Annotated in this window: 10 protein-coding genes; 8 read left to right on the plus strand and 2 right to left on the minus strand. The window is 66.9% G+C overall.

The window, feature by feature from the left end; translation table 11 throughout:
- The 7 genes from V5A38_RS12265 to V5A38_RS12295 all read left to right on the plus strand — a co-directional run.
- A partial coding sequence (locus V5A38_RS12265) for a molybdopterin cofactor-binding domain-containing protein (RefSeq protein ID WP_332326051.1) occupies nucleotides 1-434 on the plus strand: 434 nt, incomplete at its 5' end.
- A gap of 54 nt (nucleotides 435-488) precedes the next feature.
- Entirely contained in the window at nucleotides 489-1,616 is a 1,128-nt protein-coding gene (locus V5A38_RS12270) for an XdhC family protein (protein ID WP_332326052.1), read from the plus strand.
- Entirely contained in the window at nucleotides 1,616-2,596 is a 981-nt protein-coding gene (locus V5A38_RS12275) for a MoxR family ATPase (protein ID WP_332326053.1), read from the plus strand. The genes V5A38_RS12270 and V5A38_RS12275 overlap by 1 nt, the downstream gene beginning before the upstream one ends.
- A gap of 2 nt (nucleotides 2,597-2,598) precedes the next feature.
- Entirely contained in the window at nucleotides 2,599-4,032 is a 1,434-nt protein-coding gene (locus V5A38_RS12280) for a VWA domain-containing protein (protein ID WP_332326054.1), read from the plus strand.
- A complete protein-coding gene (locus tag V5A38_RS12285) occupies nucleotides 4,029-4,901 on the plus strand; it encodes a DUF364 domain-containing protein (protein WP_332326055.1) in 873 nt (290 codons plus the stop codon). Before V5A38_RS12280 ends, V5A38_RS12285 begins: the two co-directional genes overlap by 4 nt.
- A complete protein-coding gene (locus V5A38_RS12290) occupies nucleotides 4,898-6,067 on the plus strand; it encodes an XdhC family protein (RefSeq protein ID WP_332326056.1) in 1,170 nt (389 codons plus the stop codon). Before V5A38_RS12285 ends, V5A38_RS12290 begins: the two co-directional genes overlap by 4 nt.
- A 126-nt stretch (nucleotides 6,068-6,193) precedes the next feature.
- Nucleotides 6,194-8,278 carry a S9 family peptidase gene (locus V5A38_RS12295; RefSeq protein WP_332326057.1) on the plus strand — a complete coding sequence of 695 codons (2,085 nt, stop codon included), beginning with the start codon at nucleotides 6,194-6,196 and terminating at the stop codon, nucleotides 8,276-8,278.
- A 66-nt stretch (nucleotides 8,279-8,344) separates the two neighbouring features.
- Here the strand turns inward: V5A38_RS12295 and hflX are convergent, their stop codons facing one another.
- On the minus strand, nucleotides 8,345-9,667 hold the full coding sequence (gene hflX, locus V5A38_RS12300; RefSeq protein WP_332326059.1) for a GTPase HflX: 1,323 nt from the start codon (nucleotides 9,665-9,667) through the stop codon (nucleotides 8,345-8,347).
- A 236-nt stretch (nucleotides 9,668-9,903) separates the two neighbouring features.
- Between hflX and V5A38_RS12305 the strand changes: the two genes are divergently transcribed.
- Entirely contained in the window at nucleotides 9,904-11,184 is a 1,281-nt protein-coding gene (locus V5A38_RS12305) for a HEAT repeat domain-containing protein (protein WP_332326058.1), read from the plus strand.
- A 369-nt stretch (nucleotides 11,185-11,553) separates the two neighbouring features.
- On the opposite strand, the gene V5A38_RS12310 is transcribed toward V5A38_RS12305, so the two are convergent.
- Nucleotides 11,554-11,967 (minus strand): universal stress protein, encoded by a 414-nt coding sequence (locus V5A38_RS12310; RefSeq protein WP_345786286.1) that lies wholly within the window; start codon nucleotides 11,965-11,967, stop codon nucleotides 11,554-11,556.
- Between the last annotated feature and the right edge of the window lie 152 nt (nucleotides 11,968-12,119).

Consider the following 12,119-nt stretch of genomic DNA (forward strand, 5'->3'; position numbering starts at 1 on the left):
ACCGCATCAACCCGATGATCATCGAGGGCCAGATCCACGGTGGGCTTGCGCAGGGCATCGGGACGGCGATGTTGGAGCACGTCACCTACGACGACAACGGCAACGTCACCGGTGGCGACTTCATGAACTACCTGCTCCCGACGGCCAACGAGATTCCCAACTTCGAGACGGGCCACACCGTGACACCCTCGCCCCACCACCCGATCGGGGCGAAAGGGGTCGGCGAATCGCCAACCGTCGGCTCGCCGCCGGCCATCGTCAACGCGGTGGTCGACGCGATGGAGCACGGCGGCACCACCCACGTCGACATGCCGATGACGCCCGACGTGGTCTGGGAGAGCCTCGAGGAGGCAGGGCTGTCACACAGCCCCGCCCAGAACATCGAAATCACAACTGACGACTCCGATTCGGCAGGCGCATCCAGCGACGACTGACGGCGCCGTCCACGAGCGGGCCCGTATCCGGTCCGCTTGCCGTTCGACTCCCCAATGACGAAGGACCCCACATCACACGACGACGGACACGAGAGCAGCCCGAACCGCGTCGACGACGGAGATATCGCCGCCCTGGAACAGCAGTTCCAGGACCGCGGCGACGCGTACGCTCGTGCCACGGTGGTGCGACGCGAGCCGCCGGTGTCGGCCAACGTCGGCGACCGGGCAATCGTGACGGCCGAGGGCGACCTGTACGGCTGGGTCGGCGGCGCCGCCTGCGCCCAGACAGTCGTCAAAACCCAGGCCAAGGCCGTACTCGAGTCGGGGCAGCCGAAGCTGGTCGGGATCGCGCCCGATCCCGCGCGCCTGGAACGAACAGGACTCGACGCGTTCCCGATGACGTGCCACAGCGAAGGCGTCCTGGAGGTGTTCATCGAACCGGTGGCTCCGACGACCAGTCTCCTCCTCGTCGGGAGCTCACCCATCACCCGGTCGCTTGCTCGCCTGGCTGGCGACCTCTCACTGGACGTAACGCTCGTTGCCCCGCAGGAGGGGGAGTTCGACGTGCCCGACGAGACGGAGATACTCGTCAGCGTCGACCACGAGGACCTCGCCGCCGCGATGGGGCCCGATCCACTGGTCGTCGTCGCCTCGATGGGCGAGTTCGACGCGCGTGGCATCGCCGCCGGCGTGCTCGCCGACGCACGGTATATCGGCCTCGTGGCCAGTGACGAGCGGGCCAGTGAGGAGATCGACCGCGTAGCCGGCCTGCTCGAGCGTGAGCCGGAAGCCGTGCGCTCGGCGGTGACGAACCCCGCGGGCGTCGATATCGTCGCACGAACGCCGGCCGAGATCGCCGCAGCCATTCTCGCCGAACTCGTCGATGTCCGGTCGACCAGTGGAACGGCTGGTGCCGGACCACCGACGGCTGAGACTGAGCCAGGCCACCAGGCACCCAGTACGGACGCAGGAAGCGACGACGCCGAGGCCGGTGCAGGCGAGGAAGTGGCTCCCGAGGCGGCAATCGACCCAGTCTGTGACATGACGGTCGAGACGGCGGACGCGTCGGCGACGGTCGACTACGAGGGTGAAACCTACTACTTCTGCTGTCACGGCTGTGCCGACTCGTTCCGAACAGAGCCGGAAGCGTATCTCGACGGCGACGTGGAGGCCCAGCCGTGATGAACGAGCGCGAGACGAGCCCGTTCGACTCGCTTTCGGAGGACGACCTCCGGGCGTTGTTCGAGCGGACCGACTACGTCGCCGACGACCGGACCGTCACAACGGTCCAGTTGGCGCTACAGATGGGTCGGCCGTTGTTGGTCGAAGGGCCGCCCGGGAGCGGGAAGACGGAACTCGGGAAGACCCTCGCCGAGGGGTTCGAGACCGAGCTGATCCGCCTCCAGTGTTACGAGGGCCTGACCGCGGAGAACGCGCTGTACGAGTGGAACTACACCAAACAGCTCCTCGCCGTGCAAGCGGGCGAAGGGACGGTCGGCGGCGACGCCGCCCAGCAGCCGGCCACGGCAACCGGCTCGGGCACCGAGACGGGCCCACCGAGTTCGGTATTCGGCGAGGAGTTCCTGCTGGAACGGCCGCTCCTTCGCGCGTTGCGGGCCGACCGCGGGCAGCCGCCGGTGCTCCTGATCGACGAGATCGACCGCGCCGACCAGGAGTTCGAAGCGTTCCTCCTGGAGCTGCTCTCGGACTTTCAGGTCACCGTGCCGGAGTTCGGCACCGTCACCGCCGACCACCCGCCGGTGGTCGTGCTGACTTCGAACCGCACGCGCGGGCTGAGCGACGCGCTCAAGCGTCGGTGTCTCTATCTCCACGTCGAGCCGCCCAGTTTCGAGACCGAGTACGAAATCGTCCGGCGGAAGGTGCCGGAACTGGACGCCGCCATCGCCGCCGAGGTCTGTGCGGTCGTCGAACGGCTTCGGGAGGAGTCGTTCCTCAAACAGCCCGGCGTCGCCGAGACGCTCGACTGGGCACGGGCGGTCGCCACGCTCCGGCAGGAGAACGAGGGGCCGCTAACGCCGACGGAGATCGAACGGACGATGGGCTGTCTGCTGAAGGAGGCAGAGGACATCAGCAGCGTCGATACAGAACTGCTGGAACGACTCCATCAGGCCGCCAGTGACGCGGTCGAACGGGCCGAGTAACGATGGAACGAAACGGCGACGCCGGTGACGGCGACGCGCCGGGAGCTGGCGACGGTACGGTTCCCGAAGCTGGTGTGGACAGGCGACAGTCCGGTCTCGAACCGACCAGGTCCACCGACGGAACGCCTGATTTCCCGGCTGCCAGACAGCACGTCCTGACCGAACTGGTCCGCTTCGTCGCCGGCCTCAGAGAGGACGGCGTCGACGTGCCCGCGACGGGCGTCCTCGACGGCGCCCGCGGGCTAGCGACAGTCGGCCTCGAAGACGGCGACCGGGCCGGCGCGGCCCTTTCTGCGACGTTGCTCTCGGCGCCGAGCGACCGGGAGGCCTTCGCCGAGCGGTTCCCGACGTTCTGGCATCGGCTCCGGACGGGGATCGACCGCATCGCGACCGCGGAAAACGGTCCCTCGGCGTCGAGCGACGAGGGCGCCGAAGCTGGCCGCGATGGCGTCGATGACGGAGCGGAGAGCGCCACAGCGGATACCCTCCCGGATGCGGAACCCCCGGAGATGGCTGGCGACGAGGACGGGGACGTCGAGGTCAGAATCCCGACGGAACGCCGCCACGCGTCGGGTGACCGCGCCGCCGCCGACAGCGAGGCGGACGCCCGCCGGTACAGCGCAGTGGGCGGAAGCCAACTCGTCGACGCGGCGCGTCCCGACCTGTTGCCCGCCGAGCACGCCGCGATCGACCGCTTCGTGGACACGCTCACCTCCCTTCCGGGCCGTCGCCGCCAACGCTCGCCATCGGGGGAACGAATCGACGCCAGGGGCGCGCTTCGGACCAGTATTCAGACCGGCGGCGCGCCGCTCGACCTCCCCCAGACGAAACCAGCGCTCAGTGAACTCCGGTGCTGCCTGCTGGTCGACGTGAGCGGCTCTGTCCTCGACACGCTCGATCGGAGCGCTCTGCTCGCCTTCGCGGAGCGGGTCGTCGCTGCCGCGGTAGACGCGCGGGTGTTCCTGTTCGATACGGACGTTGTCGAGGCGACGACGGCGTTCGCCAGAGCGGACGGCGACCCCGGCAGCGCGCTCCGGGAAGCGGCCGTCGAATGGGGTGGCGGTACTCGAATCGGTGCCGCACTGGAGACCATCCGACGGGAGTATCCGTACGCGGTCGACCGCCGGACCGTGGTCCTGGTCGTCAGTGACGGCCTCGATGTCGGCGACCCGGACCTCCTGCAGGACGGAATCACGTGGCTCGCCAACAGAGCCAGCGGGCTGGTCTGGCTCAACCCGCTCGCGGTCTCGTCAGCGTTCGAACCGAGTTCCCGGGGGATGTCGACAGTCTCCCCGTATCTCGACGCCCTGTTTGGCTTCGCCGAGGCCGCTGACCTGGCGGCGGCCGCGCGGCAGGTCGAGCGACATGGCCTCGGGGGGCCGGTCGGCAATCAGTATCACGGCAACCGAACCGGCGAACGCGGGGTGAGCCGATGACGGCCGTTCTCGGAGCTGTCATCGACGCGCTCCGCGAGCGTGAAGCGCTGCAGGCGTGGGTCGTCGAGAGCGTGAAGATCGGCGACGCCGTCGTTCTGGTCGAGCTGGCTCCTACCGAACCACGTGAGAGGGACGAACAGCGAGTCGCCGGCCTCGCCCACCGGCCACCTGGCGAGCCGAGTGCAGCGATGACCGAGCGCTCGGACCCGATCGAACTGCTGAGGCCGCTGGCGCAGCGAGGCGCTCTGCCAGGGAGCGGGGCCCGACCGGAGCCACGCGCCGACTCGGGGTCGGTACTCGACCGTGCCGTTGCCCTCGCGACGCTGAACGCGCTCTCGGCGCCGGACGTCGACTGGCAGACCGGTGACCCGATGGCCGGAGTCGGCCCGGACATCTCGACAATCGTCACGGTGGGGCTGTTCAGGCCGGCGTTCCGCAAGTTCGCGGACGTCGAGGTTCGCGTTATCGAGCGCGAGGAAGTCGACACCGCGGTCGTGTCGACACCGGAGGGCGTCACAGTGGAGAGCTTCAGCCCCGCGGAGACCCGCACCGCGATGGAGGGGGCAGAAGTCGTGTTCGTCACCGGGTCGGCGCTCGTCTACGGCGGTATCGAGCAGTACGTCGGTGCCGCCCCGGACGAAGCGCAGGTCGTCCTCATCGGCGCGACTGCGTCGATGCTCCCGGAGCCACTGTATGCGACGGGGGTCGACGTCGTTGCCGGCGCTGTCGTCGAGGATATCGACCGCGTCCGCAGCGCCGTCTCAGCGGGGGCGTGCGGCACCGACCTCCACGATAATGGCGTGCGGAAAAGTTTCGTATCTCGAACACGAAGTTCCCAGAATCAGCTTTCACTCGGAGACACCCAATGACTGCACCAACCTGGTCCGTTCCCGAAACCGAGGTCGTACAGCGCGCCGGAGAGCGAATCGATGCCGAGCACGATGAGCAGGACGTCCTCGCAACGATCGTCGACGTCGAGGGGAACGCCTACCGCCGGCCCGGCGCGAAGATGCTGCTCGAGGCGGACGGAAGTGGCGTCGGCGCCATCACGGCCGGCTGTCTGGAGGACGAACTGCTCAAGGCCGCCGACTCAGTCCGTGAGACCGGCCGCCCCGAACTGGTCACCTACGACCTGATGGAGGACGACGAGGACGTCTGGGGGCTCGGCGTCGGCTGTAACGGCGTCATCGACGTGCTCCTCGAACCGCTGGACGAGACCTACGAACCCGCCCTCGATGCGTTCCGCGAGGGCCGGGATATCGCCGTTCTCACAGTTATCGAGGGCAACGGAGACCTCTCGCGGGGCGACCGGGCGTACCTCAATGCGGAGAGCAACCGCCTCGAGGCCCCTGATGGCGGCGATGACTGGCCTGCCGCACTCGCGCCGCGGGCCGCCGACCTCGCGCGCTCGGGCAAGGCAGATCTGGTGACCATCGAGACCGACAGCGGACTGCTCTCGGTGTTCATCGACGGCATCGCCGCACCGGCGGAGCTACTCGTCTTCGGGACCGGCCACGATGTGGGGCCGGTCACCGAATTCGCGGCGAAAAACGACTTCCACGTGACCGTCGTCGGCTTCCGGGGCGGGGTGGAACTCGCCGAGCGGTTCCCGGCGGCGGATGACGTGGTCAGTACCTCACCACGAGATATTGCGACGGCGCTGGAACTGACTGACCGAACGTACGCGGTCGTGATGACGCACAACTTCCTCGACGACCAGTTGACCGTCGAGACGCTCCTCGCCTCGCCTGTCCAGTACGTGGGACTTATGGGCCCGAACGAACGGTTCGAGGAGATGCTAGACGCGTTCGAGGACGACGGCGTCTCCTTCGACGAGGGGACGTTCGAGTCACTCTACACCCCGATCGGGCTGGACCTGGGTGGTGGCTCGCCGTACCAGATCGCCCACAGCATCGTCGCCGAGATACTCGCGGTCAAAAACGACCGGGAGCCGGGACATCTCCGCCAACGCACGGGGCATATCCACGAGCGGGTGGACACAGGGGCCGAGGGCGGCGGCCCGCCAGCGCAATGAGTGGATAGCTCCAGGCCAGGGGCTCCTTGCTGTGAAGGTGGCGAACCGATAGGTCCAGAGACGCACTCCGTATTCGACGGTCCGCAGTCCCCGAAGGTTCAAGTTCTGAACTGCCGGGATGCAACCATGAGCCGAGCACCCACACTGGAGGACCGATACGACCTTCGGTCACCGAGCTCCGTCGCCGTATCGCCGGACGGCGAGCGCGTGGCCTTCGTCGTCCAGGAAGCCGATCCCGAGGAGGGCGAGTATCGAAACTCGCTCTTTGTCGCACCCACTGACGGCTCACGGGAGCCCCACCGACTCACCCACAATGCTGACGCCGGAGACCCGACCTGGGGCCCGGACGGCGACCGGCTCGCGTTCACGGCCGCACGCGAGGAGGACGTGGAGCTCGCCGTTGGCTCCAAAGAGGAAGAAACAGCGGAAGCCGATGAGGCGGATGCTACGGAGGAGTCGGACGGCGACGAGGAACCAAAGTCCCAGGTCTGGCTGTTCGATATGGCCCTGGGCGGCGACGCCCGGCAGCTGACTGCGTTCGAGGAAGGTGCTGGCGGGTTCGACTGGTCGCCGGACGGCGAGCGGCTGGTCGTCGAAGCACGAGACCCAACCGAGGACCAGGACGCGTATCTCGATGGCGTCAGGGAAGAGGACGAACCCTACGACATCTCCCGGCTCCAGCACAAAATCGACGGCCAGGGGTACACCGACGACATCACGGAGTATCTGTTCGTCGTCGACCTGGAGTCTCGCGAGACGACGCGGCTCGACGAGGCGTCTGGCCGCGGCGCACGCTCCGAGTTCCGGGGGCTCCAGCCGGCGTGGGGGGCGAGCGACCGAATCGCCTTCGCGACCTACCGGGGCGACGACCCCGACGCGACCTACGAACTCGACGCCTACACCATCGACCCGGACGGCGAGAGCCTCGTTCAGGTGACCGACGGCGGCCTGACGACGAGCGGGTTCCGCTGGGACGCTGACGGCACTCGGCTGGCGTTCTCGGGGAGCAACGCGACGAACGTCCACGACCCGACCCAGTACTACGTTGCCGAGGGCGCGGACGGCGACGATCCGGATGTTCACTCCGTCTCGGCGTCGCTCGACCGGACGACCGGCTACGCCAGTCCCGCTGCGTGGGTGGCCGCGGAGGAACTCCTCGCCCCCATCGCGGACGAAGCGCGCACGCGTCTGGTCGCGCTGGCTGCCGACGCCGACGACCCGGAACGGGTGTTCGAAGCCCAGGGAACGGGGCGGACCATCACGAGTTTCGACGCCGAGGGTGGCACGGTAGCCGTCGTTCTCAGCCACCCGAACGAGGGCCAGGACGTGTTCACACTCGACGCCGCTGAGGTCCACGATGACGTGTCGCCGACGCGGGTTACCAACCTGAACGACGAGTTGCTCGACGAGGCAGCGGCCCCCTCGTGTGAGCGCGTGCACTTCGAGAACGACGACGGCGTCGAGGTCGAGGGGCTCGTCTATCGTCCCGACGGGTTCGACCCGGGCAGTTCCGAGCCGGCACCGCTCATCTGCCACATCCACGGCGGGCCGACGGCGTACGATGCACCGGGGTTCAACTTCGACTACGCCTACTGGTGCGGACAGGGCTACGTGGTACTCAACGTCAACTACCGCGGCTCGACCTCCTATGGGCGGGCGTTCAGCGAGAGTATCCGGGGGAAGTGGGGGCCGCGCGAGGCCGACGATATCCGCTCTGGCGTCTCTGAACTGGAGTCCCGCGGCTGGGTAGATTCGGACCGCCTGTTCGTCACGGGCTTCTCACAGGGCGGTATCAACACACTCTACGTCGTCACGCGTGACGACCGGTTCGCCGCGGCCGCCCCTGAGCACGGCATCTACGATTTCTACGCCAACTTTGGCACCGCGGACATGCACCAGTGGTACGTCAACGACGTCGGCGTCCCCTGGGAGCACGAGGACGCCTACCGAGCGATGTCCAGCCTGCTCGATGTCGGCGACGTGGAGACGCCGCTGTTGATCACCGCCGGCGAGAACGACTGGCGCTGCCCGCCCACGCAGGCCGAACAGCTCTACGTCCAGGCGAAACGCGCCGGCGTCGACGCGCGCCTGCTGGTCTATCAGAACGAACACCACAACATCGGCGACCCTGACCGTGCAACCCACCGCCTCGACGCGCTCACGGGATGGTTTGCCGAGTATGATCCCGGACGGAGCGACGAGGAGACGTAGCGCAGACAGTCAGCGGGGAGGGGTCACGAGTGAACGCGAATATCGCTCGGTTGCAGTTCCGAGAGCTTAGACTTCGCTGCGCTCGGCGTCGTGGATCGGCGGTTCGGCCTCGGCGGCTTTCGAACGGGCTTTCGAGACGACGGCGGGGGGCGCCTCGAACTCGATGAGCACCTGCTCGTCGTCGTACTCCTCCTCCTGGACGTGGCCGTTGTCGTGCACCCACGAGACGACGCTCATCGCGTCGCCGTTCACGGGCAGCACCAGCCGTTCGTGTTTCCAGTCGGGGAGTTTCCGCTCGACGCGGTCACGCAGTTCGTCGACGTTCTCGCCGGTGAGCCCTGAGACGACGACCGGGTTGGGCGCGAGCGCCGAGAGCGCGCGTTTCCGCCGCTCGATTTCGGGCTCGGTCAGCCGGTCGGCCTTGTTGAACACGGTGACGATTGGCGCCTCGTTGCGCTCCATCAGCGTGTCGTGGCTGGTGACCAGCTTCTCACGCATCGTCTCGACCGGCTCGGCGGCGTCGACGACCAGCAGCACGAGGTCGGCGTGGTAGACCGACGAGAGCGTCGACTGGAACGACTCTACCAGCCAGTGGGGCAGGTCCGAGACGAAACCGACGGTGTCTGTCAGCAGCACGTCCCGCTTCCCGGTTTTCGCTTTCCGCGTCGTCGTCCCGAGCGTGGTGAACAGCCGGTCCTCGGACTCGGCGGTCGGCTCCAGGTCCGGATGGCGCTGGTCGTTCTCGTCGACGTCGAGTTCGGCCGCAAGCTGGCGGAGCAGGGTGGATTTCCCCGCGTTGGTGTAGCCCGCCAGGGCGACGAGGTCGAACCCCTGGTCCCGGCGTTTCTTCCGGCGCTTTTCCTCCTTCTTCGCGATGCGGTCCAGCTCCTCGGAGATCCGGGAGATCTGGGTCTTGATGTCCTGCTCGCGGGACTCGTCGTACTCCCCGAGCCCCATGAACCCCGGCCGCTCGTCCCGTTTGGCGAGGCTGGCTTTCGCCTCGGCTCGCGGGAGTTCGTAGCGGAGCTCCGCAAGCTCGACCTGGAGCTGGGCTTTCCGCGTCTGGGCGCGCTGGCCGAAGATATCCAGGATGAGGGTGAACCGGTCGACGACCTCGACCCCCTGGGGCAGCTTCTCGCCGATATTGAACATCTGGTAGGGGCCGAGTTCGTTGTCGACGATGACCGTACTGGCGTCGGTCTCCCGAACCAGCGCGGCCAACTCCGTTACTTTCCCTTCGCCGAAGTGATAGGCTGCGTCCTGCGTTCGTGTCTGCGTTAGCTCGCCGACGACCTCGTAACCCGCAGCGCGGGCGAGCTCTCGGATCTCCGAGAGCTCCGCGTCACCGGCGTCGATCCGTTTTGCGACGACCGCACGTTCGTCAGAGATGGTTGTCAAACACCCCGATTTTGGTCATGGTACCCATTGGTGGTACGGAGGCATGAATCCCGCGGTGGTTTCAGTGGAGCAGTGCGGTCACAGCGAGAGCGCCGCGTGGTCGAGGCATGACCGTCGAGAGCCATCGCAAGCGGGACGAGCGCGGGGACACCCGCACCGAGTTCCGCGGCGGCTGCGGGGCGGGCGGAAGGGAAACGCCTTAATGAGTCTCGGGCACACCCTAAGGCATGACTGACGAGGACGACTCCACCGACGCCGCTGACGAGACCGCCGACGTTTCTGCGGAGGATCTCGAGACGCGCCTCGATGACGCCGAGGAGGCGCTCGAAGCGGCCGAAACCGAGGCTGACCTCGACGAGGTGGCCGCGAACCTCGACGATATCGAGAGCGACCTCGAGGCCGCCGAACTGGATGGCGAGGACGAAGAGAATCCGGCTGAAGCCATCGCCGAGCGTACCGAGGAGTTCCGGGGGACACTCGAGGAACAGCGTGGCCCGTACGCCGAGGACGTGCTCGAAGCCATCGGCGAGCACCAGGCCACTATCGGGGACACGCGGTGGACCGCACGCGGGACCCCCGACGTGCAGGACGCCGTCGACGCGTTCGTCGACGCCGGCGGCGACGCACTGGACACCGAGTTCGACAGCGCCGAGTCCGAAGAGCGGGAGGCGCTCAGCCACGAACTCGATGCCCTCGCCGAAGCCATCGAGGACGCGGAGCTGGACCCCGACGAGGACGACGAGACGCTCACGGCGCTCGTCGAAGCGACCGCGGAGCTCGGAACCGCGCTCGAGGAGGCCGAGGAATGGGACGACCTGGAGATCAACGAACAGCTTCGGGCAGAAGGGTTCTACGACGTGCTCGGTCACTACAAGGATTTCCCGGTCGAGTGGGCGGCGCTGAAAGAACACGAGAAGCAGGGCAACGTCGAGCAGGTGCTCCGCGCGCTCGATGCACTGGACTCCGACTTCATGGAGCGACACTGTCTGGAAAGTCTCACCCGCATGGGCGACGCCGAGGCGTACGATGCCATGCTCGAGCGCGCGAGCAAGCGCGACCGGCCGGGGATCACGGCGCTCGGCAAGATGGGCGAGGGCGCCGAGGAGGCCGTCGAGACGCTCCTCGAGTACGTCGACACGGATTCGGACCCCCAGCTCCAGAAGGTGACGTTCCGCGCGCTCGGGGAGATCGGAAGCGAGGAGGCGACGCAGGCCCTCGCCAACAAACTCGAGATGGAGAACGACAACGTTCGCCCGCTCGCGGCGCGTGCACTCGGCCTCGTCGGCGACACGCGCGCGATCGAGCCGTTGGCTGAGACCCTCGCCGAGGACGACGACCGCACCGTCCGTACCGCCGCTGCGTGGGCGCTCCGACAGATCGGCACGCGAGATGCGCTCGAAGCCGCCGCCGAATACGAGGACGCCCATTCGTACACGCTCCAGGCAGAGGCTGAGAAGGCCCGTGGGGCACTGGAGACCGGCGACGACGAGGCCGCCGTCGAAGCGTGACATCCTCCCCGTCCTAAACAGTGGTTGCCGAATCAGATTCTCGTCGAAGCAGCCACGACAGACCTGTTTTGCCCAGCTGTCTCGACCATTTCTCGACCAACGCAATCCAGCGTAAAGAATCTCAGTTAGGTTCGGCAACTACTGTTTACGGCGGGATTCTTCCTCGAAGAAAGATAGCCCTCAGAGCGCAGCGGGTGGATCGTCGGCTCCCCCGGTTGTCAGGGCATTGCTGCTCTCTCCTGGTTGTTGAGCCCCGTCGCTCGCCCGATCTGCAGGGCAGAACAACCGACGGTCAAACGCAGTTTGCAGGCCGGAGTTCAGCACACCGCGATCCAGAGGGGTCGAACGAGCGTCGGCGGCGAAAGGCGCCTACCGAACGACCGTAACAGGGACCGGAGACCGACGGAACACTTTCTGCGCGACGTTCCCGATGATCAGTCGGTCGGCCAACGATCCGCCGTGACTCCCGATAACGACCGTATCGAAATCATCGGCTCGGTTGAGGATCGCCCTGACAGGATGGCCGAGTTGAACCTCCGTGGTTATCTCGACATCGTGCTCGTCGGCGAGTTCCCGAGCGCGATCGAAAACCTCCTTCGCCCGCTCTTCGGCGGCCTCTTCGATATTCTCCTCGAGGGCGAGCCCCGTGGCTGCTCCCCACATCGAGGTCGGTTCACCGACGACGTGTAAGACGGTGATCTCCGGGTCAGGATAGCTCTCGATGGCGTATTCGAGGGCTCGTTCGGCCATTTCCGAGTCATCCATCGGAACGAGGATTTTCATAGGAAAACTACGTCCAGACCGTTGATAAACATCGGGTTGCACATCCCCGGCCGTGCGTGGGTTCTTATCACTGCCTGTGAAAATTGGGAGGACATTCATACTGCCGGACAGAACGATGCAACTATCGCTCGCCGTGGATCGGCCGTCACCTC

Source organism: Halolamina sp., assembly GCF_036626355.1.
Taxonomy (GTDB): domain Archaea; phylum Halobacteriota; class Halobacteria; order Halobacteriales; family Haloferacaceae; genus Halolamina.

What these genes read in the sequence shown, in the direction of transcription:
- V5A38_RS12310 (WP_345786286.1), bottom strand. Translation starts at nt 11,967, where the DNA reads ATGAAAATCCTCGTTCCGATGGATGACTCGGAAATGGCCGAACGAGCC.
- V5A38_RS12305 (WP_332326058.1), top strand. Translation starts at nt 9,904, where the DNA reads ATGACTGACGAGGACGACTCCACCGACGCCGCTGACGAGACCGCCGAC.
- V5A38_RS12270 (WP_332326052.1), top strand. Translation starts at nt 489, where the DNA reads ATGACGAAGGACCCCACATCACACGACGACGGACACGAGAGCAGCCCG.
- V5A38_RS12275 (WP_332326053.1), top strand. Translation starts at nt 1,616, where the DNA reads ATGAACGAGCGCGAGACGAGCCCGTTCGACTCGCTTTCGGAGGACGAC.
- V5A38_RS12290 (WP_332326056.1), top strand. Translation starts at nt 4,898, where the DNA reads ATGACTGCACCAACCTGGTCCGTTCCCGAAACCGAGGTCGTACAGCGC.
- V5A38_RS12295 (WP_332326057.1), top strand. Translation starts at nt 6,194, where the DNA reads ATGAGCCGAGCACCCACACTGGAGGACCGATACGACCTTCGGTCACCG.
- V5A38_RS12280 (WP_332326054.1), top strand. Translation starts at nt 2,599, where the DNA reads ATGGAACGAAACGGCGACGCCGGTGACGGCGACGCGCCGGGAGCTGGC.
- V5A38_RS12285 (WP_332326055.1), top strand. Translation starts at nt 4,029, where the DNA reads ATGACGGCCGTTCTCGGAGCTGTCATCGACGCGCTCCGCGAGCGTGAA.